General features: G+C 65.9%; 22 protein-coding genes. 7 read left to right on the forward strand and 15 right to left on the reverse strand.

Features of this window, described 5'->3' with window-relative positions; all coding sequences use genetic code 11:
- Positions 1-3: 3 nt before the first annotated feature.
- Positions 4-2,568 carry a PAS domain S-box protein gene (locus IP89_RS16420; RefSeq protein ID WP_371261960.1) on the reverse strand — a complete coding sequence of 855 codons (2,565 nt, stop codon included), beginning with the start codon at positions 2,566-2,568 and terminating at the stop codon, positions 4-6.
- 103 nt (positions 2,569-2,671) lie between these two features.
- Here IP89_RS16420 and IP89_RS23955 point away from each other — a divergent pair, with 103 nt between their 5' ends.
- Positions 2,672-2,974: a GNAT family N-acetyltransferase gene (locus tag IP89_RS23955; protein WP_081963280.1), complete on the forward strand. Its 303-nt coding sequence runs from the start codon at positions 2,672-2,674 to the stop codon at positions 2,972-2,974.
- Positions 2,975-3,033: 59 nt separating this feature from the next.
- On the opposite strand, the gene rlmE is transcribed toward IP89_RS23955, so the two are convergent.
- Positions 3,034-3,654 carry a 23S rRNA (uridine(2552)-2'-O)-methyltransferase RlmE gene (gene rlmE, locus IP89_RS16430; RefSeq protein WP_043310689.1) on the reverse strand — a complete coding sequence of 207 codons (621 nt, stop codon included), beginning with the start codon at positions 3,652-3,654 and terminating at the stop codon, positions 3,034-3,036.
- A 221-nt stretch (positions 3,655-3,875) separates the two neighbouring features.
- Here rlmE and IP89_RS16435 point away from each other — a divergent pair, with 221 nt between their 5' ends.
- Both IP89_RS16435 and IP89_RS16440 read left to right on the forward strand, forming a co-directional pair.
- The gene (locus tag IP89_RS16435) at positions 3,876-5,489 is read left to right on the forward strand and encodes an NAD(P)/FAD-dependent oxidoreductase (RefSeq protein ID WP_043310690.1); all 1,614 of its coding nucleotides are present in this window, start codon (positions 3,876-3,878) and stop codon (positions 5,487-5,489) included.
- Complete coding sequence (locus IP89_RS16440; RefSeq protein ID WP_043310691.1) at positions 5,489-6,211, forward strand: RNA methyltransferase; 723 nt, start codon at positions 5,489-5,491, stop codon at positions 6,209-6,211. The genes IP89_RS16435 and IP89_RS16440 overlap by 1 nt, the downstream gene beginning before the upstream one ends.
- A 4-nt stretch (positions 6,212-6,215) precedes the next feature.
- On the opposite strand, the gene IP89_RS16445 is transcribed toward IP89_RS16440, so the two are convergent.
- The 6 genes from IP89_RS16445 to IP89_RS16470 are packed head-to-tail and all read right to left on the reverse strand — an operon-like array spanning position 6,216 to position 12,580.
- Positions 6,216-6,869: a methionine ABC transporter permease gene (locus IP89_RS16445; protein ID WP_043310692.1), complete on the reverse strand. Its 654-nt coding sequence runs from the start codon at positions 6,867-6,869 to the stop codon at positions 6,216-6,218.
- A complete protein-coding gene (locus tag IP89_RS16450) occupies positions 6,853-7,926 on the reverse strand; it encodes a methionine ABC transporter ATP-binding protein (RefSeq protein ID WP_043310693.1) in 1,074 nt (357 codons plus the stop codon). The genes IP89_RS16445 and IP89_RS16450 overlap by 17 nt, the downstream gene beginning before the upstream one ends.
- Position 7,927: 1 nt before the next feature.
- Positions 7,928-8,734 carry a MetQ/NlpA family ABC transporter substrate-binding protein gene (locus IP89_RS16455; protein ID WP_043310694.1) on the reverse strand — a complete coding sequence of 269 codons (807 nt, stop codon included), beginning with the start codon at positions 8,732-8,734 and terminating at the stop codon, positions 7,928-7,930.
- Entirely contained in the window at positions 8,727-10,109 is a 1,383-nt protein-coding gene (locus tag IP89_RS16460; RefSeq protein WP_043310695.1) for an LLM class flavin-dependent oxidoreductase, read from the reverse strand. The genes IP89_RS16455 and IP89_RS16460 overlap by 8 nt, the downstream gene beginning before the upstream one ends.
- Positions 10,109-11,308 (reverse strand): SfnB family sulfur acquisition oxidoreductase, encoded by a 1,200-nt coding sequence (locus IP89_RS16465; protein WP_043310696.1) that lies wholly within the window; start codon positions 11,306-11,308, stop codon positions 10,109-10,111. Before IP89_RS16465 ends, IP89_RS16460 begins: the two co-directional genes overlap by 1 nt.
- A 3-nt stretch (positions 11,309-11,311) precedes the next feature.
- Positions 11,312-12,580, reverse strand: a complete 1,269-nt coding sequence (locus IP89_RS16470) for an SfnB family sulfur acquisition oxidoreductase (RefSeq protein WP_043310697.1) — start codon at positions 12,578-12,580, stop codon at positions 11,312-11,314.
- A gap of 229 nt (positions 12,581-12,809) precedes the next feature.
- Between IP89_RS16470 and IP89_RS16475 the strand changes: the two genes are divergently transcribed.
- Entirely contained in the window at positions 12,810-14,051 is a 1,242-nt protein-coding gene (locus tag IP89_RS16475; RefSeq protein WP_043310698.1) for an MFS transporter, read from the forward strand.
- Here the strand turns inward: IP89_RS16475 and tauD are convergent.
- The 4 genes from tauD to tauA form a co-directional block, all read right to left on the reverse strand.
- Complete coding sequence (gene tauD / locus IP89_RS16480; protein ID WP_043310699.1) at positions 14,048-14,881, reverse strand: taurine dioxygenase; 834 nt, start codon at positions 14,879-14,881, stop codon at positions 14,048-14,050. The two genes, IP89_RS16475 and tauD, sit on opposite strands and share 4 nt — an antisense overlap.
- Before the next feature lie 15 nt (positions 14,882-14,896).
- Positions 14,897-15,733 (reverse strand): taurine ABC transporter permease TauC, encoded by an 837-nt coding sequence (tauC, locus tag IP89_RS16485; RefSeq protein WP_043310700.1) that lies wholly within the window; start codon positions 15,731-15,733, stop codon positions 14,897-14,899.
- Positions 15,730-16,512 carry a taurine ABC transporter ATP-binding subunit gene (gene tauB / locus IP89_RS16490; RefSeq protein WP_043310701.1) on the reverse strand — a complete coding sequence of 261 codons (783 nt, stop codon included), beginning with the start codon at positions 16,510-16,512 and terminating at the stop codon, positions 15,730-15,732. The genes tauC and tauB overlap by 4 nt, the downstream gene beginning before the upstream one ends.
- 84 nt (positions 16,513-16,596) lie before the next feature.
- Entirely contained in the window at positions 16,597-17,574 is a 978-nt protein-coding gene (gene tauA / locus IP89_RS16495; RefSeq protein WP_043310702.1) for a taurine ABC transporter substrate-binding protein, read from the reverse strand.
- A gap of 288 nt (positions 17,575-17,862) precedes the next feature.
- Between tauA and IP89_RS16500 the strand changes: the two genes are divergently transcribed.
- Positions 17,863-18,654 carry an SDR family oxidoreductase gene (locus IP89_RS16500; RefSeq protein WP_043310703.1) on the forward strand — a complete coding sequence of 264 codons (792 nt, stop codon included), beginning with the start codon at positions 17,863-17,865 and terminating at the stop codon, positions 18,652-18,654.
- A gap of 58 nt (positions 18,655-18,712) precedes the next feature.
- Here the strand turns inward: IP89_RS16500 and IP89_RS16505 are convergent, their stop codons facing one another.
- From IP89_RS16505 to IP89_RS16515, 3 genes are all read right to left on the reverse strand, one after another.
- On the reverse strand, positions 18,713-19,273 hold the full coding sequence (locus tag IP89_RS16505) for a TetR/AcrR family transcriptional regulator (RefSeq protein ID WP_043310704.1): 561 nt from the start codon (positions 19,271-19,273) through the stop codon (positions 18,713-18,715).
- A 237-nt stretch (positions 19,274-19,510) separates the two neighbouring features.
- Positions 19,511-20,641 (reverse strand): thiolase family protein, encoded by a 1,131-nt coding sequence (locus IP89_RS16510; RefSeq protein ID WP_043310705.1) that lies wholly within the window; start codon positions 20,639-20,641, stop codon positions 19,511-19,513.
- A 216-nt stretch (positions 20,642-20,857) separates the two neighbouring features.
- Entirely contained in the window at positions 20,858-21,397 is a 540-nt protein-coding gene (locus tag IP89_RS16515) for a PaaI family thioesterase (RefSeq protein WP_043310706.1), read from the reverse strand.
- A gap of 111 nt (positions 21,398-21,508) precedes the next feature.
- Between IP89_RS16515 and IP89_RS16520 the strand changes: the two genes are divergently transcribed.
- Together IP89_RS16520 and lpdA are read left to right on the forward strand one after the other, a co-directional pair.
- Positions 21,509-22,711, forward strand: a complete 1,203-nt coding sequence (locus tag IP89_RS16520; protein ID WP_043310707.1) for an MFS transporter — start codon at positions 21,509-21,511, stop codon at positions 22,709-22,711.
- An 18-nt stretch (positions 22,712-22,729) separates the two neighbouring features.
- Positions 22,730-24,130: a dihydrolipoyl dehydrogenase gene (lpdA, locus tag IP89_RS16525; protein WP_043310708.1), complete on the forward strand. Its 1,401-nt coding sequence runs from the start codon at positions 22,730-22,732 to the stop codon at positions 24,128-24,130.
- The last annotated feature ends 122 nt before the right edge of the window (positions 24,131-24,252 follow it).

Raw genomic sequence — 24,252 nt, forward strand, 5'->3', positions numbered from 1 at the left:
AGCTCAGCCGTCCTGGCCCAGCAGCTCGGCGAGGCGCTTGGCGATTTCGGCGTGGCGGAAGGGCTTGGCCAGTATCTCGAAACCATGGGTCTGCGCGGGTGAAAGGTTCGAATAGCCGGTGATGACCAGCACCGGCAGCTCGGGAGTGCGGCGGCGCAGCTCGCGAGCCAGCTGGATGCCGGTCTTCTCGGGCATGATCTGGTCGGTGATCAGTACATCCGGCGCCAGGCCCGCCTCGATCAGCTGCAGCGCCGCTACGGCCGAGGCCGCTTCGCGCACCTGGTAACCGAGTTCCTGCAGCTGCAGCGCGGTGGTCTGGCGCACCACGTCCTCGTCATCGACCAACAGCACCAGGGTCGGGCGCGGCGCCAGCGGAACATCGCCGGCCTCGAGCCCCTCGTTGTGCGCATGCTCCTGGGTAATGGGGAGCCAGATGTTCACCTGGGTACCAAGATCGACCTCGGAGGTGATGCTCAGGCCGCCGCCCGACTGCACGGCGAGGCCCTGCACCATCGACAGGCCCAGGCCAGTGCCCTTGCCGACGCCCTTGGTGGAAAAGAACGGCTCGGCGCAGCGCAGCAGGGTGTCGTCGTCCATGCCGCTGCCAGTGTCGGCGACCGTCAGGCGCACATAACGCCCGGCTGCCAGGTCCTTCACCTGCCCGGCAGGCACCTCGTCCACTGCGGCGCTGATCTTCAGTCGCCCGCCCTCGCTCATGGCGTCGCGGGCATTGACCGCCAGGTTGAGCACGGCCAGTTCGAGCTGGTGCGGGTCGATGATCACCGCCGGCAGCTGGCGGGGTACGCTGATGGCCACCTCGATCATCGGTCCCAGGGAGCGACTGATCAGCTCGCGCATCTCGCCGAGCAGCGTGGCCAGCACCACGGGACGGGGCTTGAGGGTCTGCCGCCGGGCGAAGGTCAGCAGGCGGCCGACCAGGATGCGTGCGCGGTCCGCCGTCTGCAGCGCGCCATCGACCAGGTTGCGTGAGCGCTCGTCGTCCAGGCGCTTTCGAATCAGGTCCAGGGTGCCCATGATCGGCGTCAGCAGGTTGTTGAAGTCATGGGCGATGCCACCGGTCAGCTGGCCGATGGTCTCCATCTTGCGCGCCTCGTGCAGCTGCGCCACGGCGGCCTCGCGCTGGGCGACTATCGCGGTGACGCGCTCCTCCAGACTCTCGTTCAGCTCGCGCAGCTCCGTCTCGGCCTGCACCCGGTCGCTGATGTCCATGCACACGCAGAGCGCGCCGGTACTTTCACCCTGTTCGTTCACCAGCGGGGTGATCTGCTTCTGTACCCAGACTGGGGAACCATCGGGCCGGGTGTAGCGGCGGGTGATGTCCAATGGGGTCAGGTCTGTGACGCCGTGCTCGCCGATCGGCTCACCGAAGAGGCTGTCGTTGGCCTGGCTGATGTCGCGCATGCGCAAGCCGAGCAGGGCTTCACGCGTGCGGCCGACTATCTCGCAGTAGCGATCATTGACCCGGGTGAAGCGTCCATGGCTGTCGCACACGGCGATACCGGCGCTGGCCTGATCGAACATGGCCGATATCTGCGCCGAGCTGGCGCGCAGGGCCGCTTCGGCGCGGGCATGGCTGATCGCGCCCCAGACCAGCTTGGCGGCCTCCTGGGTCAGGCGCAGTTCGCAGTCGTTGAAGGCGTGCGGCGTGGGGTAATGGATGGCCAGCATCGCTTCGAGGGCGCCGTGGCGGATCACCGGGACGTAGAGCGTGGCCGCCAGGCCCAGCTCGGCTCCCAGAGTCGCTTCGGCGAGGCCGAGGTCCGCCTCGCCGGCAATGTTGCCGCGGGCGACGCTCTGCCCGGCACGCAGTGCCAGCTGCAGAGAGTCGCCAAAGTCGCGGTAGCGGTGCACGCCAGTGGCAGAGCGGACGCCGGGTGAATGGTCCTGACGTACGTTGAAGCTCACCCCATCGGCATTGTCCTCGCCGAAGAAGACCCGTGACGCGCCGAGCATTTCGGCGAGCCTGTGCAGCGCGGTGGCCTCGATTTCGTCGGGTTCGACTATCGAGGGCAACTCCTGGCCCAGCGCGAGCAAGAACGCCTGGCGCCGCTCGAACTGCACGCGATCGGTGGTCTCGGTGACGATGCACAGCACGCCGCCGACTTCGCCGCCCACCTCGCGCACCGCCGAGTAGGAAATGTCGAAGTAGACCGTCTCGCCCAGGCCATGACGCTCGATATAGAAGGGGCGGTCCTTGGCCGAGTAGGTCTGGCCGGTCTCGTACACGCCGCGCAGCAGCGGCTCGAGGTCATCCCAGAGCTCGGCCCAGTTCTCGATCCCGGGCCTGCCGAATGCCTTGGGATGCTTGGCGCCGATGGTGGGGATGTAGGCATCGTTGTACAGCGCCACGAACTGCGGGCCCCAGAACAGCACAACCTGTGCCTGGGCCGGCAGCACGGTGGCCATCAGGGTCTTGAGCGCGACTGACCAGGTATCGGGCGGGCCGAGCGGGGAGGTCGACCAGTCGAGGTGTTGCAGAAGATCATCGACGCTACGGCCATCCGGCTTGGGGGAAGGATGGTCGAGGGGTGTGTATACGGATTCGATAGCCAACAGCGGTTCCATGTCTTCGCTCTGAAAAACGGCGCTGAAAATCCCGGGTTATCCAATACGAACGCGCGAGGCTGCGTTGCGTTCCATCGGCAAATAGGTGGCTTGGCTCTCGTTCGGAGCGGCGCGTGAGGCCTGCTGCAGGCGGTTGGTAAAAAGGCTTGGGGCAGTCCTGATCAGGCATGCCGAGCACTGGGCTGGCTCGACGCAGCTATTGGAGTGGATCGATTTGCAGGTGCTTAGCGCCAACCAGGCGGCTGTGGCTCTCTACAGGAAGGCGGGGTTCAGCCAGGCAGGGGAAATCCCGCACATGTTCAAGATCGATGGGCACAGCTTCGCGTACATGACGATGACCATGCCCTGTGCTGGCCGGTCATCGTCCCTTGGCAGCGAAACCCTGTAACGGGCCGTGGCTGTGGCTGGTGCAGCGATCAGATGAGGTAGGGAGGTTGCCGGGCTGCCTCAGCCCTTGAAGCCCTTGCCCACCAGATAAACCTCGCGCGAGCGGGGGCGCGAGGCTTCGGGTTTGCGGATCATCACTTTCTCGAACGAGCTGCGCACGTCCTTCAGGAAGGCCTCGGAGCCTTCGCCCTGGAACACCTTCACCGCATAGTTGCCGCCGGGCTTGAGCACCTGGCGGACCATGTCGAGGGTCAGTTCAACCAGGTACATCGAGGCGGCCTGGTCGGCCACCGCCACGCCGCTGATGTTCGGGGCGATGTCGGAGATGATCAGGTCGGGCTGGCGGCCGTCGATCTTGGCGAGGATCTGCTGGAATACGGCATCTTCGGTGAAGTCGCCCTGGATGAAGTCGACGTTGTCTAGCGGGTCCATCGGCAGGATGTCGCTGGCGATCACGCGGCCGTTCTCGCCGACGATCTTGCCGGCCACCTGCGACCAACCGCCGGGCGCCGAGCCCAGATCCATGACCAGCATGCCAGGGCGGATCAGCTTGTCCTTCTCGTTCAGCTCGAGCAGCTTGTAGCTGGCACGCGAGCGGTAGCCGTCCTTCTGCGCGCGTTTGACGTAAGGGTCGTTGACGTGTTCGTTCAGCCAGCGGCTGCTGCTTTTGGAGCGTTTCATGAGGGGGCCAGGCACGGAAAATCAGGTGGGGTGCGGGCCGGTGCACGGGCAGCGAGCCGCAAAGTGGCGGCAATTATAAGCCGATAGTGCGCCGCAGGTTAAATCCACGGGGCGTGCGGCCCAGCTGGCGGCCTGACAGGGCAGGGTGGGCGCGGCTACAATTGGCACCTTACCCCTCTTCTTTGCCTCCTTTGCCGGGTCGACCGGCCAGGATTACCGCCATGATTCGCATCAACGAACTGTCCCTGCCCCTTGATCATTCCGCCGATGAACTGCGCCAGGCCATCGTCAAACGCCTGGGTATCGCCGACGCCGACCTGCTGAACTTCAGCGTTTTCAAGCGCAGCTACGATGCGCGCAAGAAGAACAGCGTCATCCTGTTCATTTACATCATCGACCTGGAAGTGCGTGACGAGGCGGCGATCCTGGCGCGCTTCGCCGACGATCACCATATTCGCCCGGCGCCGGACACCAACTACTACCCGGTCGGCCAGGCGCCGGCCGATTTCAGCGAGCGCCCGCTGGTAGTGGGCTTCGGCCCCTGCGGCCTGTTCGCCGCGCTGCTGCTGGCGCAGATGGGCTTCAAGCCGATCGTCCTGGAGCGGGGCAAGGATGTACGCGCGCGCACCAAGGACACCTGGGCGCTGTGGCGCAAGAAGGTCCTGACCCCGGAATCCAACGTGCAGTTCGGCGAGGGCGGTGCCGGTCTGTTCTCCGACGGCAAGCTGTACAGCCAGATCAAGGATCCGAAGTTCTACGCGCGCAAGGTGATGCACGAGTTCGTCCGCGCCGGCGCGCCGGACGAGATCATGTACGTCAGCAAGCCGCATATCGGCACCTTCCGCCTCACCGGCGTGGTCGCGGCCATGCGCGAGGAGATCATCGCCCTGGGCGGCGAGGTGCGCTTCGAGAGCAAGGTCAGCGACCTGGTGATCGATGACGGCCAACTGGAAGGTGTGGTGCTGGCCAATGGCGAGACCATCCGTAGCCGCCACGTGGTGCTGGCGCTGGGGCATAGCTCGCGCGACACCTTCCGCATGCTGCATCGGCAGAACGTGTTCATCGAGGCCAAGCCATTCGCCATCGGCTTCCGTATCGAGCACCCGCAATCGCTGATCGACCAGGCGCGCCTGGGCAAGTATGCCGGCCACCCGGAGCTGGGCGCCGCCGACTACAAGCTGGTGCACCACGCCAAGAACGGACGCGCCGTGTACAGCTTCTGCATGTGCCCGGGCGGCACCGTGGTGGCCGCCACCTCCGAGCCGGAGCGCGTGGTCACCAATGGCATGAGCCAGTACTCGCGCAACGAGCGCAATGCCAACTCCGGCATCGTCGTCGGCATCAACCCGGAGCAGGACTTCCCCGGCGGCCCGCTGGCTGGCGTGGAGTTCCAGGAGCGCCTGGAGTCGCGCGCTTACGAGCTGGGCGGCCGCGACTACTGCGCACCTGCCCAATTGGTGGGCGACTTTATCCGCGGCACGCCGTCGAGCGAGTTCGGCGAGGTCGAGCCTTCGTACAAGCCCGGCGTGCGCCTGGGCGACCTGGCGCCGTCGCTGCCGGAATACGCCATCGAGGCGATCCGCGAGGCGCTGCCGGCCTTCGGCAAGCAGATTCGTGGCTTCGACCGCGACGACGCGATCCTCACCGGTATCGAGACCCGTACTTCGTCGCCGGTGCGCATCACCCGCGACAACGAGAGCTTGCAGAGCCTCAACCTCAAAGGCCTGTACCCGGCCGGCGAGGGCGCGGGCTACGCCGGCGGCATCCTCTCGGCGGGCGTGGACGGCATCAAGATCGCCGAGGCCGTGGCCAAATCGCTGCTGGCGAGCCACTGATGAAGCTCGACGATGTCAAGAAGCTGCAGCAGAAGAAGTACCGCTCCGAGTTCGGCCACTTCCTGGTGGAGGGCGAGCACCTGGTGCTGGAGCTGCAGAAGGCGGCCGTGCACAACCCGCTGCTGCAGCGCAGCCAGCTGTATGTGACCGCCGCCCACGAGCACTGGCAGAGCCCGTTCAAGACCCATGTGGTCAGTGAGCGGCAGATGGCGCAGATCTCCGATACCAAGACCCCGCAGGGCATAGTCGCCGTAGTACCGATGCCAGAGGGCGCCGCGCCGGTGGCTGCCGGCGAGCGCGCCATCTACCTGCACGAGATCCAGGATCCGGGCAACCTCGGCACCATCCTGCGCACCCTGGCCTGGTTCGGCGGCTTCCGCTGCCTGCTCAGCCCCGGCAGCGTCGACCCGTACAACCCCAAGGTGGTGCGTTCGAGCATGGGCGCGATCTTCCATGCACCGCTGGAGCTGGATGTCGAGCTGGACTCCCTGGCCGAGCGCTTCCCGCGTATCGCCTGCCTGGATATGCAGGGCGACAGCCTGCAGTCCGCCAGCTTCAAGAGCTTCGACTGCTACCTGTTCGGCAATGAAGCCCGCGGCGTGCCGCGCGAGCAGCTCAGCGCGCTCGGCGCCCAGCCATTCACCATCGCCGGCTGCGGCGCCATCGAGTCGCTGAACCTGGCCTCCACCGTCAACATGTGCGCCTACGAGCTGAGCCGCTAGCGGCTCAGGCTCGTTTATTCAGCCTGCCGGCCAATCTATCTCCGCCGAGCTGGATCAGGCTGACCATCGCCACCAGCACCACGATCACCGTCAGCATCACCTGGGTGTCGAAACGCTGGTAGCCATAGCGGTAGGCCAGATCGCCCAGGCCGCCGGCTCCGATGGCGCCGGCCATGGCCGAGGAGTTGATCATGGTCACCAGGGTGATGGTGAAGCCGCCGACGATACCGGGCAGGGCCTCGGGCAGCAGCACGTGCCAGATGATGTGTCGGCGCCGGCAGCCCATGGCCTGGGAGGCCTCGATCAAGCCTAGGTCCACCTCGCGCAGGCTGACTTCGGCGATGCGCGCGAAGAACGGCGTGGCGGCGATGGTCAGCGGCACCACGGCGGCCCACACGCCGTAGGTGGTGCCAACCACCAGGCGGGTGAAGGGGATCAGCGCGACCATCAGGATCAGGAACGGCACCGAGCGGAACAGGTTGACGATGGTGCCGAGCAGGCGGTTCAGGCGTGGCGCCTCGAACAGGCCGCCGCGGCCGCTGGTGACCAGGAATACTGCCAGCGGGATGCCGACGAGCAGGGCCAGCAGCGATGACACGCCGACCATCAGCAGGGTGTCGAGCAGGCCCTGCCAGAGACGTTCAAGCAGCAGTGGCATAGCCGACTACCTCCGCGTGGTCCGCCAGGCGGCGGGCGTTGTTCAGCAGTTGTTCCGGCTCCAGTTCGGAGCCTGCCACTTCCAGGAGCAGGCGACCGAGCGGGCGGCTCTGGATGCGTTCGATGCCGCCGTCGAGCAGGGTCACCCGGCCGCCGAGGGCGCTGCCGATGCCGAGCAGGTCCGGCGCGGTGCCGTGGCCGGCGTAGTGCAGGCGCAGTACCAGGTTGTCGTCCGGGGTCAGGCGGTAGCTGCGCAGGCGCGCCTTGAGATCGTCCGGCAGCTCATGCTGCAGCGGCGCCAGCAGGGTGCGGGTGACCTCATGGCTGGGCGTGCCAAACACGCGCCAGACCGGACCCTGTTCGACGATCTCGCCCTGTTCCAGCACCACCACGCGCTCGCAGATGTCGCGGATCACCGCCATCTCGTGGGTGATCAGCACGATGGTCAGGTTCAGGCGCAGGTTGATCTGCCGCAGCAGGGCGAGGATCGATTGCGTGGTCTCCGGGTCCAGCGCGCTGGTGGCCTCGTCGCACAGCAGGATGTCCGGATCGTGCACCAGGGCGCGGGCGATGCCGACGCGCTGCTTCTGCCCGCCGGACAGCTGCGCCGGGTAGGCGTCGTGCTTGCCTTCCAGGCCAACCAGCTTGAGCAGCTCGTCGACCTTGCGCCGGCGCTCCTCGCGCGGCACGCCGGCGACCTTGAGCGGCAGCTCGACGTTCTGCCGCACGGTCTTGGCCGAGAGCAGGTTGAAGTGCTGGAAGATCATGCCGATGCGCCGACGCAGTGCCACCAGCTGGTCGTAATCGTGCTGGCCGATGTCCACGCCGTCGATCAGTACGCGGCCGCTGGTGGGTTGCTCCAGGCGATTGATAGTGCGCAACAGCGAGGACTTGCCGGCGCCACTGCGGCCGATGATGCCGAAGATCTCGCCGCGGTTGATCGCCAGGTCGATATCGCGCAAGGCGCGCACGCCGGTGGTGTAGGTCTTGCCGAGGCCGGCGAAGCGCAGCTGCGCCTCGCCGGTGGCTTGTGGCAGATGGGCCTGGAAGCCGCTCATCTCAACTCTCCCAACCCGCCTGGTAGAGCTTGCCGTGAGCCTTGTCGAGGGCGGCGCGCACTTTCGGCGAATGCTGATAGATGTCGATGAACTTGAGCACGCGCGCGTCCTTGGCCTTCTGCGGCTGGGCGACGAACTGGATGATGTACTCGGGGTGGTCGAGGCCGTCGAACAGCAGGGCGGACTCGGCGTCCAGAGTGCCGGCCAGGCGGATGTAGTGCGGGTAGCCCTGGGCCAGGTCGACCTCGTCCAGCGCGCGTACCAGTTGCACGGCCTCCAGCTCGATGATCTGCAGGTCCTTGGGGTTGTCGGTGATGTCTTCCAGGGTGGCCTTGTAGCCGACGCCGGGCTTGAGCTTGATCAGTCCGGCCTTCTCCAGCAGCTGCAGGCCGCGGCCGCCATTGACCGGGTCGTTGGCGATGGCCACGGTGGCGCCTTGCGGCAGGCTGGCGAAGTCTTTGTGCTGCTTCGAATACAGGCCGACGTTGTTGATCACCCCGCGCGCCACCGGCACCAGGTCGTAGCCACCTTCCTTCTTGGCGTTCTCCAGGAAGGGGATGTGCTGGAAGTAGTTAACGTCGATGTCGCCGTTGGCCAGGCTGACGTTGGGCGCGATCCAGTCGGTGAACTCCACCAGCTCCACGTCCAGGCCCTGGGCCTTGGCTTCGGCCACGGCGACTTCCAGCGGCGGGGCGAAGGCCGCGGTGGTGCCGAGCTTGAGCGGTTCGTCCGCCTGGGCCAGGCCGCCGGCCAGCAGCAGGCCGAGGGCGGCGGCGCACAGGGTGAAGCTACGGAGGGTTTTACGCATGGCGAGATTCCTTTTCTTCGGTTTTTAGGTGCGCGTGCCGCCAGTGGGCGGCCGAGTGTGGCGCGGCCAGGCGTGGGCCCTGGCCGAACAGCTTGTGGCGCAGGGCGCCGTCGGCGTAGGCGGTTTTGTAGCGGCCGCGTTGCTGCAGCTTGGGGATCACCAGGTCGATGAAATCGACGTAGCTCTCCGGGGTGACGGTGCGGGTGAGGTTGAAGCCGTCCAGGCCGGTCTCGTCGATCCAGGCCAGCAACTGGTCGGCCACCTGGCTGGGCGAGCCGACCGCCTGCGGGTAGCGGCCGCCGAGGGCGTGCTGCTCCAGCAGGCGGCGTTTGGTCCAGCCGCTGAAGCTCTTGACCACCGACTCGATGGCGTTGGTCTTGCGCTCGACGATGGGCTCGTCCAGGCCGAAGCCGGCCAGATCGATGCCGGTGGAGGCGGAGAAATGCGCGATACCGGCCTCGGGGCTGGCGTGGCGCTGGTACTCGGCCAACTTGTCGTGGGCCTCGGCCTCGGTCGGTGCGACTACCACGTTGATACCCATGAACACCTTGATCGCGTCCGCCGGGCGTCCGGCAGCCACGGCTGCAGCGCGCACTTTGTCGACCTGGGCGCGCACCGCCTCCTTGTTCTGCCCGCCGATAAACACGCACTCGGCGTGGCTGCCGGCGAACTGCAGGCCGCGCGCGGAGGAGCCGGCCTGGAACAGCAGCGGCGTGCGCTGTGGCGAGGGCTGGCTGAGGTGGTAGCCCTCGACCTGGTAGAACTCGCCGTGGTGGCGAATCGGATGCACCTTGTGCGGCTGCGCGTAGATGCGCCGGCTGCGGTCGGCCAGCACGGCGTCGTCTTCCCAGCTGCCTTCCCAGAGCTTGTAGAGCACCTCCAGGTACTCGTCGGCCTGGTCGTAGCGACGGTCGTGTTCCACCTGTTCGCTGTGGCCCATGGCGCGGGCCGCGCTCTCCAGGTAGCCGGTGACGATATTCCAGCCGACCCGCCCGCCGGTGAGGTGGTCCAGCGTGCTCATGCGCCGGGCGAAGGTGAAGGGCGCCTCGTAGCTAAGGTTGGCGGTGACGCCGAAGCCCAGGTGCGAGGTGACGCCGGCCATGGCCGAGACCAGCAGCAACGGGTCGTTGACCGGCAGCTGGATGCTCTCGCGCAGGGTCAGGTCGACGCCGCCCTGGTACACGTCGTAGACGCCGAGGATGTCGGCGAGGAACAGGCCGTCGAACAGCCCGCGCTCCAGCAGGCGGGCCAGGTCGGTCCAGTAGTCGAGGCGGTTGAAGTCCACCGAGCGGTCGCGCGGGTGGGTCCACAGACCGTGGTTGATGTGGCCGACGCAGTTCATGTTGAAGGCGTTGAGCAGCAACTGCTTGGCCATCAGATTGTCCCCCGGCGCGGCGGCAGGCGCTCGTTGAGGTAGTAGTCGCCGATGGCGTGGTACTTCCAGCGCACCGGGTCGTGCAGGGTGTGGGTACGGGCATTGCGCCAGTGGCGGTCGAGGCCGTACTCGGCCAGCGTGGCGCGGCTGCCGGACAGCTCCAGCAGCTTGCTGCCGAGCAGCAGCGAGGTCTCGGTGCTGATCGCGCGGGCCTCGGCCACGGCGATGGAGGCGGCAGCCACGCTGGCCTCGTCCGGCGCCAGCTGGGCGCGGTCGACGAACTCGCCGGCACGCTCCAGCAGCGCCTCGGTGGCGGCCAGGCGCACGCGCAGCTTGCCGATCTCCTGCTGGGTCAGCGGGTCTTCGGCGGCTGTATCTACGCCGGCGTCGATCCACGGCCGCGACTTGTGCCGCACGAACTGCAGCAGGTCCTCGTAGGCACCGCGGGCGATGCCGGTGTCGATGGCCGCGTGCAGCAGCTGGGCGAAGGGGCCGACCGTGGTCGGCCGCTCGAAGGCGCTCTGGAACGGCACCACGTCCTCGGCGGCCACCGGTACGTTATCGAACAGCACGCTGCCGCTGCCGGTGGTGCGCTGGCCGAAGCCGCTCCAGTCATCGATCAGCTGCAGGCCCTTGGCCTCGCGCGGGACGAAGGCGAGGAAGCCGACGCCGTGCTCGTCCACCGCCAGGGTGGGGATGCGCTGGGCGAACAGCGCGCCGGTGCAGTAGAACTTGCGCCCGTCGATACGGTAGCCGTCGTCGCTGCGGGTCAGGCGGGTGTTGCGGTCCAGCGCGGTCTTGGTGCCCAGTTCGGCCAGGGCGTTGCCGAAGCGTTTGCCGGCCAGGGCCTCGGCGTACAGGCGGCGCTGCTGCGCCTCGCTGCCGTTCACCCGCAGCACCTCCAGGGCGTAGAAGTGGTTTTGCGGAATCTGCCCGAGCGAGCCGTCGGCCTGGGCGATGCGGGCGATGACCTTGGCCAGAGTGACGCTGGACAGGCCGGGGCCACCGAAGGCTTTCGGTACGCTGATCCCCCACAGGCCGGAGCGCGAGAAGTGTTCCAGTTCGGCGTGCGGCAGGCGGCGCTCGCGGTCGCGCTCGGCGGCCTCGCGGGCGAAGGATTCGGCCAGGCCCTCGGCCACGGCCAGCGCCTCGGCGTCGTCACGCAGCAGCGGCGCGCCGGTATTCAAAGGTGCGTTCATGGCTTAGATCCAGGAGTGGCGGTTGGGGCGGCTGCCGTTGAGGTGCCAGGCGCCGATGGCGTGGTACTTCCAGCGCACCGGGTCGTGCAGGGTGTGGGTGCGGGCGTTGCGCCAGTGACGGTCGAGGCCGAACTCGGCCAGGGTCGCGCGGCTGCCAGCCAGCTCCAGCAGCTTCTCGCTGGCGACCAGCGAGATTTCGGTGGTCAGCGCTTTGGCTTCGGCAACAGTGATGGAAGCGCGGGCGGCGCCATCGGCATCGATGGGCGCGGCGGCGACTTCATCGAGCACGCGGCCGGCCGTGTGCAGCAGTGCCTCGGCGGCGTGCAGTTCGACCTGCCGGCGGCCGACATCGGCGATCACGTATGGGTCATCGCCGGCACGCTCGACCTTGGCGTCGATCCACGGCCGTGCCTTGTCGCGAACGAAGGCGATGGCGTCGCGCAGGGCGGCATCGGCAATGCCCAGGTCGATGGCGGCCTGGATCAGCTGGGAGAAGGCGCCCTGGATACTCGGCTGATCGGCCAGCGGCCACAGCGGGATCAGGTTGTCCGCATCCACTTCCACTTCGTTGAGCAGCACGGTGCCGCTGGCGGTGGTGCGCTGGCCGAAGCCGGACCAGTCGTTGACGATGCGCAGGCCCGGGCGGCCGCGCTGGATAAAGGCCAGCCAGGGGCGGCCGGATTCATCCAGGGCCTTGGTGGCGATCCAGTGGGCGAACAGGGCGCCGGTGGAATAGAACTTCTCGCCGCTGAACAGCCAGCGACCGTTGCGTTGCACCAGGCGCGCCTGGATGTCCTGGGTGTGCTTGCTGCCGCGCTCTGGGCCGCCGTTGCCGATGCGCCAGCCGGCCAGCACGCTGGCGAACAGGCGGCGCTGCTGCTCGGGGCTGGCGAAGGCGCGCAGCAGGCCGAGCAGGCCGAACTGGTTCTGCGGGATCTGTCCCAGGGCCGGGTCGGCGGCGGAGATGATGCGGAACACTTCGGCGATGGTCACGTGCGACAGCTGCGGGCCGCCGAACTCGCGTGGCACGGCGATGCTGCCGAGGCCGCTGGCAGTGAAACGTTCCACCAGCTCCCAAGGCAGGCGGCGCTCGCGGTCCCGCACTATGGCCTGGGCGCCTGCGATGCGGGCCAGCTCGTGGGCGGCCTGCAAGGCCTCGGCGTCGCTGCCGAGAATGGCGGCGGGGAACAGATCGGGGGCGATGTCCTGGTCGGATGAGCTCAGAACTTCGCGGGGGTTGGAGCTGTCCTCAAGGGTAATCGGACTGGTCATGCAAACCTCATCTTGTGGATGCGCCAGCAACGGGCACCGGGATGAGGGCGCAACGGAGCGGCGTGAAGAAAGTGCGGTGCTCCGGTGGTCCGGTGTTTATAGCCTATTGATTTGTTTTGAATTCTCTAAATGAAATTTGGGTATATGCATGTGCCCGTGAGTTGTTTGCCCGGACAGCTTTTGCTCCGGTAGATTGCGCCGTTTCTTTCTCTGCCTCGGGACTTGCGCCGTGTCCGCCGAATCTTCCGTATACCGCCAACCCGGTTTCCTGCCGTTCCTCGCCGCCCGCGTACTCGCCATGTTCGCCGTGCAGATCATGGCGGTGGTGGTGGCCTGGCAGGTCTACGACCTGACCCGCGATCCGATGTCGCTGGCCTATGTCGGCCTGGCGCAGTTCCTGCCGATGCTGTTCCTGCTACTGCCGGCCGGTGATTTGATCGACCGTTTCGACCGTAAATGGATTCTCGGCCTGAGCTGGGCGGTGGAGGCGGTGTGCGCCGCGGTGCTGCTGTGGCTGTCGCTGATCCACGGGCCGGTCGAGGCTTTCTACGGCGTGCTGGTGGCCTACGGCTGCGCCCGTGCCTTCACCGGTCCTGCCTTGTCCAGCCTGCTGCCGCAGATCGTGCCGCGGGAGAGCCTGGCGGCGGCCATCGCGGCCAACAGCATGATCGTGCGCGCTTCGACCATCTCTGGTCCGGTGCTTGGCGGCGGCCTCTACGCCATCGGCGGTGGCGAGCTGACCTACGCGCTGTGCCTGCTGTTCTTCGCCGCCGGCGTGCTGATGCTTGCCTTCGTCCAGGTGCGTTTCCGCGAGGAGAGCAAGCCGCTGGAGGCCACGGCCTGGAAGCGCTTCACCGCCGGCATCCACTTCATCCGCTCGCGGCCGATCATCCTCGGCACCATCTCGCTGGACCTGTTCGCCGTGCTGCTCGGCGGCGTGGTGGCGCTGCTGCCGATGTACGCACATGAGGTGCTGGAGGTGGGGCCGACCGGCCTCGGCATCCTGCGTAGCGCCATGGCCATCGGCGAGGTACTGGTGGGCTTCTACCTGAGCGTGCGACCGTTCAATCGCCACGTGGGCATGCGCATGTTTATGGCGGTGGCGGTGTTCGGCGTGGCCAACCTGGTGTTCTCGCTGTCCAGCCTGTTCTGGCTGTCGTTCGCCGCGCTGTTGGTGGCCGGCGGCGCGGACATGGTGAGCATGTATATCCGCTCCTCGCTGATCCAGTTCTCCACCCCGGACGCCATGCGCGGCCGGGTGAACGCGGTGAACATGCTGTTCATCGGTTCTTCCAACGAGTTGGGCGAGTTCCGCGCCGGCAGCAGCGCCGCCTGGTTCGGCGCGGTGCCGGCAGCGGTGCTGGGCAGCCTGTGTACCCTCGGCGTGGTCGGTGGCTGGATGTGGGGCTTCCGCAGCCTGCGCACCGTCGACCGCTTCGAGGATGCCTCGCCCGAGGCCAGGAAGGACTAGACCGGGCGATCACCCAGGATGGTGGCGCGATGCATCACCCGCCGCGTCGGGCGGTAGTCGTCCACCGCGTAGTGCTGGGTGATGCGGTTGTCCCAGAAGGCCACGTCGTTTTCCTGCCAGCGCCAGCGGATGCTGAACTCCGGCCGGGTGCTATGGGCGAACAGGAAGCGCAGCAGAGCATCGCTCTCGGCCGGTTCCAGCTCGTTGATCCGCGTGGTGAAGCCCTCGTTGACGAACAGTCCCTTGCGCCCGGTGACCGGGTGAGTGCGCACCACCGGGTGGGTCACCGGCGGGTGCTGGCGCTGCACCTCGTGGTAGCGCTCCAGCGCCTCGGGCGTATTGCCGAAGCGCTCCAGCGGGAATGAACGGGTGAAGTCGTGGCTGGCGGTGAGGCCGTCGAGCAACCGTTGCAGGGGCTTGGACAGTGCCTCGAAGGCTGCGCTGCTGCTGGCCCAGAGGGTATCGCCGCCATAGGCCGGCAACTGTTTGGCGGCCAGCACGGCGCCGAGGGCTGGGGTCTCGAGGAAGGTCACGTCGGTGTGCCAGATGGCGTTGTCACGTACGTCGGTGACCGCCGTGTCGAGCACCAGTACTTCCGGCTGCTCGGGGATATTCGGGTAGATCGGGTGGATATGCAGATCGCCGAAGCGTGCGGCGAAGGCCGCCTGCTGCCGCGGTTCGATCGGCTGGGCGCGGAAGAACAGCACCTGGTGGTCGAGCAGGGCCTGCTCGATGGCCTGCTGGTTGACGTCGCTCAGCGGCTGGCGCAGGTCGATGCCGCCGACCAGGGCGCCCAGGGCCGGGCTCAGCGGAGTGATGTTGAGGCTCATGACTGGTTTTCCGAATCAGTGGGCCTGGCCGTGCCAGGGCACCAGCTTGCGTTGCAGGGCGCGCAGGCCCAGTTCCAGGGCGAAGGCGATTACCGCGATCAGCAGGATGCCGAGGATCACCACGTCGGTGACCAGGAACTGCGCCGCCGACTGCACCATGAAGCCAAGGCCGCGTTGGGCTGCGATCAACTCGGCGGCCACCAGGGTCGACCAGCCGACGCCGAGGCCGATGCGGATGCCGGTGAGGATGTCCGGCAGGGCGCTGGGCAGGATCACATGGCGCACCAGTTGCGCCGGGGTGGCGCCGAGCGCCTGCGCGGCGCGCAGCTTGGCCGGATCGGCGCTGCGCACACCGGTGGCGGTGGCGATGACGATGGGGGCGAAGATCGCCAGGTAGATCAGCAGCACCTTGGACAGCTCGCCGATGCCGCACCAGATGACGATCAGCGGCAGGTAGGCCAACGGTGGGATCGGCCGGTAGAACTCGATCAGCGGGTCGACCAGGCCACGCACCACGCGGCTGCGACCGATGGCGATGCCCAGCGGGATGGCGGTGAGCACGGCAAACAGCAGGGCCAGGCCGATGCGGCCGAGGCTAGCGCCCAGGTGCTGCCACAGGCTGGCGTCCAGGTAGCCTTCGCTCATCAGCTTCCAGCCGCGCGCCAATACGGTCTGCGGGCTGGGCAGGAACAGCGGCTCGATCAGTCCGGCGGCGGTCACGGCCCACCACAGCCACAGCAGGCTGCCGATGCTGATCAGCCCGAGGCTAACTAGGCTGAGCTGGCGGCGTGGCGTGCGCTCGGCCTGCTGCTCGGCCTCGCTCTTGCTGTAGAGGTATTCGAAGCTGCTCATACAGGTTTCCTCTGGCGCTGGGCGAAGACCTGGGCCAGCACGTGTTCGCGGGTTTCGATGAAGGCGCGGTCGGACTTGATCGCTCGTGCGCTTTCGCCAGCGGCGTAGCGGCGGCCGAAGTCGAGCTGCAGACGCTCGGCGATGCGCCCGGGATTGGGTTCCAGCAGCACTAGGTCGGTGGCAAGGAACACCGCTTCCTCGATGTCGTGGGTGATCAGCAGCACCGGCTTGGCGGTGCGCCGCCAGACCTGCAGCAGCAATTCCTGCATCTGTTCACGGGTAAAGGCGTCCAGCGCGCCGAAGGGCTCGTCCATCAGCAGCACGCGTGGATCGGCGGTGAGGGCGCGGGCCAGGCCGACGCGCTGTTTCTGTCCGCCGGAAAGCTCCCAGATGTGTCGCTGCTCGAAGCCGGCCAGGTCGACCAGGGCCAGCAGTCCGCGGGCCTTGGCCTCGCGTTGGGTGCGTGGCACACCGGCCAGCTGCAGGCCGAAGGCAACGTTGGCCAGTACGTTCTGCCAGGGCAGCAGGGCATCGTCCTGGAACACCACGCCACGCTCGGCAGAGGGGCCGGTGACGGGCTTGCCGTCGAGGCTGATGCGTCCATCGCTGGGAGCGGTGAAGCCGGCGATCAGGTTGAGCAGGCTGGTCTTGCCGCTGCCGGAGGGGCCGAGGGCGACCAGCAGTTGATCGGGGCCGAGGGTCAGGGATATGTCGTGCAGTACCGGCGCGGCCGAGCCGGGGTACTGTGCGCTGATGCGCTCCAGTTCGAGTAGGGCCATGGTGCTCTCTTTAATTAGGTGCATCCGGCGATGGCATCCGTGCCGTCGCCGAACCTCGCCTCCTGAGAGGCGAGGGCCCGATGCTCAGTTGGTGACGTACTGGTTGCTGACGTAGGGCGCGTAGTCCGGCAGCACGGCGTCGACCTTGCCTTGCTCCTTGAGGAACTTGGCGGTGTCGGTGATGGCCTGGGTGGTCGGCGCGCCGAGGGCGGTGGCCTGGTCGGCGGCCAGCGGGAAGACGTTGCCCTGCAGCAGCAGCGGGATGTCTTCGGCCTTGGCGCCGGAGAGTTTCACCACCTTGGCGATGTTGTCCTGGTTGGCCAGCCAGGCTTTCGGGTCCTTGCGGTAGTCGGCGTAGGCGTCGAGGGTCACCTTGGCGAAGGCGCGCACCACTTCCGGGTGTTTCTCGGCGAAGTCCTTGCGCACGATCCAGGCGTCGAAGGTCGGCGCGCCCAGCTCGCTCAGCTCGCCGGAGGTGATCAGCACCTTGCCGTTTTCCTTGGCCACGCCCAGGGCTGGGTCCCATACGTAGGTGGCATCGATGTCGCCGCGCTTCCAGGCGGAGATGATCGCCGGTGGCGCCAGGTTGAGGACCTGCACTTTGGCCGGGTCGATGTTCCAGTGCTTGAGCGCGGCCAGCAGGCTGTAGTGGCCGGTGGAGACGAAGGGCACGGCGACTTTCTTGCCGATCAGGTCTTCCGGCTTGCTGATCTTGCTGCCGTCGCGGGCAACCAGGGCCTCGGCGGCGCCGATCTGGGTGGCGATCAGGAAGGTCTGTACCGGCAGTTGGCGGGTGGCCGCTGCAGCCAGCGGGCTGGAGCCGACGTAGCCGATCTGCACGTCGCCGGAGGCCACGGCGGTGATCACTTCGGCGCCGCCATCGAATTTGCGCCAGTCGATCTCGGCCTTGCTGGCTTTCTCGTAGGCGCCATCGGCCTGGGCGACCTTGGCCGGGTCGACGGTGGTCTGGTAGGCAACGGTGAAATCGGCGGCCTGGGCAGTCAGGCTCAGGCTGGAAATCGTCAGTACCGCCAGCAGGCGGCGGGCGAAGGGAATGCTCATGGGGATGCTCCTCGGGCGGGCACGTACCGTTCCGGGGAAGGTCGAGCCACTGGACAGATGTCGTTCTTTTTGGGGTTTGTCCGGTGGTCCGGTAGAGCAAAGCTAATTGATAAAAATGGAATAGATAAATACTTTTTTAGACTATTTTTATATTCATAAGTCGCGCTTCGCTGTTGCCTTCTATCGTGGCCATAGGGAAAAGACGTTTGTTTAATGATATCCATCATATAATATGACGACCGTAATCCAGCGAGCGCTGGCCAACAACATAGAAGCGGAGAGACGAAGATGAGCAAACAACTGGGCAAGGCGCTGATCACCGGCGCATCGGCAGGCATCGGAGCTACCTACGCCGAGCGTCTGGCACGTCGCGGCCACGACCTGCTGCTGGTCGCGCGTGACATTCAGCGTCTGGAAGCCATGGCCGGCCGCCTGAGCCAGGAGTACGGCGTGAAGGTCGAAGTGCTCAAGGCCGACCTGGGCGACAAGACCGAGCTGAAGGCGGTGGAAGATCGCCTGCGCAGCGATGCCGAGATCGGTGTGCTGGTGAACAACGCCGGCATCGCCACCAACGGCACCCTGGCCGAGGCCGATCTGGACCTGGCCGAGAAGCTCATCCAGCTCAACGTGGTGGCGCTGACCCGCCTGGCTTCGGTTGCCGCCGCACAGTTCTCCGCACGGGGCCGAGGCGCCATCGTCAACGTCGCCTCGGTGGTAGCCTTGGCGCCGGAGATGTTCAACGCCGTCTATAGCGCCTCCAAAGCCTATGTGCTGAGCCTGACCCAGACCCTGAATGGCGAGCTGGCAGGCAAGGGCGTGCAGATCCAGGCCGTGCTGCCGGGCGTGACCCGCACTGAGATCTGGGAGCGCAGCGGCATGGATGGCAGCAAGCTGCCGCCGGAGATGATCATGGAGGTTGGCGAAATGGTTGACGCGGCGCTGGCCGGCTTCGATCAGGGCGAGCTGATCACCATCCCTTCGCTGCCGGATGCCGGCGACTGGAGAGCCTTCGTTGCCGCTCGCGCCGCCCTAGGGCCGAACCTGTCGCGCAACCATGCGGCGCCACGCTACAAGAGCTGAAGCCGGAAAGTAAAAAGCCCTCGCGGGAGATCCGCGAGGGCTTTTTTGTGGGCGCTATTCAGGCTTCGGTCTGTTGCAGAAGCAGGTCGCGAGTACCGGCACGCAGTAACTCCGCCAATTCGGGGTCGGTCACGCTGCGCGACAGCACCAGGGCGCCAACCATGGCCGAGAGGATCAGCGCACTCTGCTTCTCGGCATCCTCGCCGGAAAGGTTGGCGGAGATGGTCTGCAGACGATCACGCACGATCCGGTCGGTCACCTCGCTGGGCTGCCCACGCTGGCCGAGCTCGGCGGACATGGTCGGCAGCGGGCAGCCGAGGCCTGGCGACTGGCAGTGGGCGGCGGAGAGGTAGCGCTTGATCAGCTCCTGCAGCGGGTTCGGCGTCTGCTCCAGGTCGGTGAGGCCTTCCTTGAGCTGGTCGGCGCTCTGCTGCAATGCCTGTTCGACCAGATCATCCTTGGACTTGAAGTGGGCGTAGAAGCCGCCGTGGGTCAAGCCCAGGGCCTTCATCAGCGGCTGCAGCCCGGTGGCCAGCACACCGTCACGACGAAAGCGCAGAGCGGCCTCGTCGATGATGCGTTGGTGAGTCTTGGCTTTATGGTCTTCGGGATAGCGCATGAGGTTCAGTTCCAGGCAGGAATTTGAATGCTGACCTTAATCTTACACCCGCAACGAAGAAAACGGGCGTGGCAGTCCGTCGCTCCCGTCAGGTACAGGCGCTACTGGTGGTGTAGTCGTGGCTGCTGCTTTAGCTGAGAGCCAGGGATGGCGGGGTATAAACGAACGATCCGGGACATTGCGTCCCGGATCGTTTTTTTGCGACGGAGCATCGGCTGCGCCTGGCGCAGCCAGGGCTCAGACGGCTTCGAGCAGAGTGGCCACGCCTTGGCCGCCGGCGATGCACTGGGTGGCGATGGCGTAGCGGCCGCCAGTTCGCTTGAGCAGCGAGGCTGCCTTGCCGGTGATGCGTGCGCCAGTGGCGCCCAGTGGATGGCCGAGGGCGAGGGCGCCGCCATCGATGTTGACCTTAGCCATGTCCAGGCCCAGCTCACGCACGCAGGCGATCGACTGGCTGGCGAAGGCTTCGTTGATCTCGACCAGGTCGATGTCGTCGATGCTCAGGCCTGCGCGTTCCAGCACCTTGCGGGTCGCTACCACCGGGCCCATGCCCATGATTTCCGGGGCGCAGCCGCCAACGGCGACAGCCTTGATGCGCGCCAGAATGTCCAGCTTGTGGCGACGGGCGAACTCCTCGGTACATACCAGCACGGCGGCGCTACCGTCGGTGAGCGGCGAGGAAGTGGCGGCGGTGACGCTACCACCGAAGGCCGGCTTCAGCCCGGCCAGGGCTTCGGCGTTGGTGCCGGGGCGGATGCAGCCGTCTTCGTCGATCACGCCTTCGGGCGTTTCCACGGCGAGGATTTCGTCCTTGAAGTAGCCCAGTTCGCGAGCGCGCACAGCCTTGGCGTGGGATTCGACCGCCATGGCTTCCTGCTCCTCACGGCTGATCTCGAAGCGCTTGGCCACCTCTTCGGCGGTGTGCCCCATGGCCATGTAGACCTGCGGGAAGCTGCTCATCAGGGCCGGGTTGGGTGAGGTGTTGAAGCCGCCCATGGGCACGCGGGTCATGGATTCAACGCCAGCGCAGAGGAAGGCCTCGCCAGCGCCGAGCATGATCTGCCCGGCGGCGAAGTGCACCGACGTCATGGAGGAGCCGCAGAAGCGGTTGACGGTCGCGCCGCCCAGCGTCTCCGGGAAGCCTGCGCGGAAACTGGCGATGCGGGCGATATTCATGCCCTGTTCGGCCTCGGGGTAGGCGCAGCCCATGATCACGTCCTCCAGCAGGCTGGGATCGAGATCGAGCTTGTTGACCAGCCCCTTGAGAACCTGGGCGGCCAGGTCGTCGGGGCGCAGGTTGATCAGGCCGCCTTTCTTGGCGAAGTGGAAGGGGGAGCGGGCGTAGCCGGCGATCACGATGGAGGTCATGGCTGTGGTCCTGTGCGGGTGGGGAGGACGGGTTCGCCCTCGGTCAAAAAAATGATAGGCGTAATTCAAAAGAGCGTATAGATGTTGACTGTAATTTAATTGCTTGTGGCGGGTTTCGGCGATGAATGGCCGTTCGGAGTTTGCTGGTTTCTCCGGGCGAGGGGCGGTGAGGCGAGCCTGGCCGGTATTGGGCAGCCGACCAGGTTGTCGGGGAGGTCAGCCGTGCAGACTGAGGATCATGCAAGTGGTCGAGCCAACTGCATACAGGCGGTCGTCCACATCGTACAGGCGGCCTTCGGCCAGGGCGGTGGAGCGGCCCAGATGGACGATACGGCCTTCGGCGCGCAGTGGGCCGACTTTGCTGGTGATTGCCCGCACGTAGCTGATACGCAGGTCCATGGTGGTGTAGCCCTGGCCAGGTTGCAGCTGGGTGTGCACAGCGCAGCCCATGCAGGAGTCGAGCAAGGTCGCCGCATAGCCGCCGTGCACGCTGCCGAGTGGGTTGTAGTGGCGCGAATCCGGCGTGCCCTGGAACAGGAAACGGCCCGGCTCCCATTCCAGCGGGATGAAATCGACCAAGTGGCCGAAAGGCGGGCAGGGCAGTTCACCGCTACCGATGCGGTCGAAGAATTCCTGTGCGCTCAACTCGCTGACCTGCTTCAGCGACAGGGTGCCGGGTTCGCCGAGTCTGGCACGGGCGATTTGCTCGGCTTCTTGCCAGATGGCCAGGGTCTGCTCGCGAGTCGGGTTTTGCATGGGCTGTTCCTCTTAGGGGATTGATGATGGACAGCATTCAATATTTCATATTATGGTTGAAATATAAATGGTGCGGCCGATTTGGCAGTGCCCAGGCCTCGGAGAAAGAACATGCCGAAACCGTCCCGAACTCTGCTGCTGATGCTCATGACGCTGACTGCCTTGGGCGAGATATCCACCCAGTTACTGATTCCCGCACTCGGCGAGCTGGAGCGGGATTTCGCGACCAGGCCCGGATCGAGTCTGGCGGTGCTCTCGGTCTTCGTCGCTGCGTTTGGCCTGGGACAACTGCTCATGGGGCCATTGTCGGATCGCCTCGGCCGCCGGCCGATTCTGATCGCAGGTCTATTGGCCTATCTGCTGGCGAGCGGCTGGATGCTGCTGGCCAATGACCTTGCCGAGTTCATTGCCGCACGTGCCCTGCAGGGGCTGGGCGCCTGTTCTGCGTTGGTATTGGCACGGGCGGTGGTTCGGGACGTGTGGCAGGCCCAGGCCGGACCGGCCCTGGCGCTAACCGTGATCGGCATGCTGACCTCTATCGCACTGGCGCCCATGGCTGGCGGCCTGCTCACCCTGCAGTGGGGCTGGCAGGCGCCGGTTTTGGCGGCCATGTCCGTTGGGGCTGTGGTTTGGCTGGCGGTGCTGTTCTTCTATAAGGAGAGCAACGCGCATCTGGACCCTCAGGCCGGGCGCCTGCTGAAGCTGACAGGGGATTACTGGGATCTGCTGCGCGGGCGCTCCGTGCGAACTTTCGCTCTGACGCTGGCCTGCACCTATGGCGCGATGTTCTGCGTGATCGCCGGCTCGTCCACTGTCTATATAAAGCTGCTTGGGCTGAGTCCTGCGGAATACGGCCTGACCTTCGGCTCCATCGTGTCGGGGCTGATCGCCGGGGCGCTCTTCACGCAACGCAAGATCATGCAACTCGGGCCGCAGCGCATAGTTGCCATCGGCGTCACCCTGGTGGCCGCTGGTGCAGCGTTGACTCTGCTGGTGCATGCGTTGTTCGGGCTTTCAGTGCTTGGCCTGTCACTGCCGCAGGTACTGGTGACTGTTGGGGGCGGCATGGTGCTGCCGGCCTCGGTGGCCGGTGCGGTGATTCCTAATGCTCATCGCGCAGGGCTCGCGGCGGGCTTCATGGGCTTCTCGCAGATGGCCGGCGCAACCCTGGCTGGAGTGCTGCTCACTCATCTGCAGGACGGAACGTCCTGGCCTATGGTTCTTCTTCATGGTCTGTTCGCCTGGGCGGCATTTGCAGCGTTCTCTCTGCTGAGGCGCGTGCCTGGTGCCGCCGCTCTGTCGGCCGGTCGCTAATTCGAGAAGGAGTGCTTAATGACTACATATGATGTCGTGGTGATCGGTGGCGGCCCTGGTGGATACAACGCTGCCATCCGTGCAGGGCAGTTGGGGCTCACGGTGGCGTGTGTCGAAGGGCGTGAAACCCTTGGCGGCACCTGTCTGAACGTAGGTTGCATGCCTTCCAAGGCTCTGCTCCATGCTTCTGAACTCTACGAAGCGGCGGTGGGCAAGGAGTTCGCTAACCTCGGCATCGAGGTCAAACCCAAGCTCAACCTGCCGCAGATGATGAAGCAGAAGGATGAGAGCGTTGCCGGCCTGACCAAGGGCATCGAGTTCCTCTTTCGCAAGAACAAGGTCGACTGGATCAAGGGTTGGGGCAAGCTGGCAGGAGCGGGGCGGGTACAGGTCACCTCGGCCGATGGCAGCCAGCTCGAGCTGCAGGCCAAGGACATCGTGATCGCCACCGGCTCGGAGCCGACGCCTCTGCCGGGTGTGATCATCGATAACCAGCGCATCCTGGACTCAACCGGAGCGCTGTCGTTGCCAGAAGTGCCCAAGCATCTGGTGGTCATTGGCGCGGGCGTGATCGGCCTGGAGCTTGGCTCGGTCTGGCGTCGTCTGGGCAGCGAAGTGACGGTGGTCGAGTATCTGGATCGCATTTGCCCTGGCCTGGACGATGAGACAGCCAAGACCCTGCAGCGCTCGTTGAGCAAGCAGGGCATGGCTTTCAAGCTAGGTAGCAAGGTTGCCGGCGCAGTAGTGAAGGGCAATAGCGTGGAACTGAGCATCGAGCCTGCTGCTGGCGGTGCTGCCCAGATGCTGGAGGCCGATTATGTGCTGGTAGCCATCGGCCGGCGCCCATATACGCAGGGGCTAGGGTTGGAAAACGTTGGGCTTTCCGTGGACAAGCGCGGCGTACTCGCCAATGAGCACCATAAGACTGCGGCGTCGAACGTCTGGGTGGTCGGTGATGTCACCTCTGGGCTGATGCTGGCACACAAGGCTGAGGATGAGGCGATTGCCTGCATCGAGAAGATCGCCGGTAAGGCGGCCGAAGTGAACTACGACGTAATCCCCAGCGTCATCTATACCAGGCCCGAGGTTGCCTGCGTCGGTAGGACCGAGGAGCAGTTGAAGGCTGAAGGGCGCGCCTACCGGGTTGGAAAGTTCCCCTTTACCGCCAACAGCCGCGCCAAGATCAACCACGAGACGGAAGGTTTCGTGAAAGTCCTGGCAGACGAGCGCACCGACGAGATCCTCGGCGTACATATGGTCGGCCCAAGCGTGAGCGAGATGATCGGCGAGTATTGCGTGGCCATGGAGTTCGCTGCGTCCTCCGAGGACATTGCTCTGATCTGCCATCCTCACCCCACGCGCTCCGAGGCATTGCGCCAGGCGGCGATGGGGGTGGAGGGTTGGATCATGCAGGCCTGATGCGAATTTTTCAGAAAAGAGTTGACTGGCGCGTGTGAATCCCTAGAATGCGCACCTGTTCCGGCGCAGCCTGATCTGAAAACTTCTTGATAAACAAGAAGTTAGACGAAATTAAGGGTTGC

Origin of the sequence: Pseudomonas sp. ML96, assembly GCF_000761545.1 — a bacterium.
GTDB lineage: Bacteria > Pseudomonadota > Gammaproteobacteria > Pseudomonadales > Pseudomonadaceae > Aquipseudomonas.

Bases quoted from the DNA above. Each gene is read 5' to 3' on its own strand.
- IP89_RS16440 (WP_043310691.1), top strand. From the start codon at position 5,489: ATGAAGCTCGACGATGTCAAGAAGCTGCAGCAGAAGAAGTACCGCTCC.
- rlmE (WP_043310689.1), bottom strand. From the start codon at position 3,654: ATGAAACGCTCCAAAAGCAGCAGCCGCTGGCTGAACGAACACGTCAAC.
- IP89_RS16445 (WP_043310692.1), bottom strand. From the start codon at position 6,869: ATGCCACTGCTGCTTGAACGTCTCTGGCAGGGCCTGCTCGACACCCTG.
- lpdA (WP_043310708.1), top strand. From the start codon at position 22,730: ATGACTACATATGATGTCGTGGTGATCGGTGGCGGCCCTGGTGGATAC.
- tauA (WP_043310702.1), bottom strand. From the start codon at position 17,574: ATGAGCATTCCCTTCGCCCGCCGCCTGCTGGCGGTACTGACGATTTCC.
- IP89_RS16465 (WP_043310696.1), bottom strand. From the start codon at position 11,308: ATGAACGCACCTTTGAATACCGGCGCGCCGCTGCTGCGTGACGACGCC.
- IP89_RS16460 (WP_043310695.1), bottom strand. From the start codon at position 10,109: ATGGCCAAGCAGTTGCTGCTCAACGCCTTCAACATGAACTGCGTCGGC.
- IP89_RS16505 (WP_043310704.1), bottom strand. From the start codon at position 19,273: ATGCGCTATCCCGAAGACCATAAAGCCAAGACTCACCAACGCATCATC.
- IP89_RS16455 (WP_043310694.1), bottom strand. From the start codon at position 8,734: ATGCGTAAAACCCTCCGTAGCTTCACCCTGTGCGCCGCCGCCCTCGGC.
- IP89_RS16435 (WP_043310690.1), top strand. From the start codon at position 3,876: ATGATTCGCATCAACGAACTGTCCCTGCCCCTTGATCATTCCGCCGAT.
- IP89_RS16515 (WP_043310706.1), bottom strand. From the start codon at position 21,397: ATGCAAAACCCGACTCGCGAGCAGACCCTGGCCATCTGGCAAGAAGCC.
- IP89_RS16500 (WP_043310703.1), top strand. From the start codon at position 17,863: ATGAGCAAACAACTGGGCAAGGCGCTGATCACCGGCGCATCGGCAGGC.
- tauB (WP_043310701.1), bottom strand. From the start codon at position 16,512: ATGGCCCTACTCGAACTGGAGCGCATCAGCGCACAGTACCCCGGCTCG.
- IP89_RS16510 (WP_043310705.1), bottom strand. From the start codon at position 20,641: ATGACCTCCATCGTGATCGCCGGCTACGCCCGCTCCCCCTTCCACTTC.
- IP89_RS16450 (WP_043310693.1), bottom strand. From the start codon at position 7,926: ATGAGCGGCTTCCAGGCCCATCTGCCACAAGCCACCGGCGAGGCGCAG.
- IP89_RS16520 (WP_043310707.1), top strand. From the start codon at position 21,509: ATGCCGAAACCGTCCCGAACTCTGCTGCTGATGCTCATGACGCTGACT.
- tauD (WP_043310699.1), bottom strand. From the start codon at position 14,881: ATGAGCCTCAACATCACTCCGCTGAGCCCGGCCCTGGGCGCCCTGGTC.
- tauC (WP_043310700.1), bottom strand. From the start codon at position 15,733: ATGAGCAGCTTCGAATACCTCTACAGCAAGAGCGAGGCCGAGCAGCAG.
- IP89_RS16470 (WP_043310697.1), bottom strand. From the start codon at position 12,580: ATGACCAGTCCGATTACCCTTGAGGACAGCTCCAACCCCCGCGAAGTT.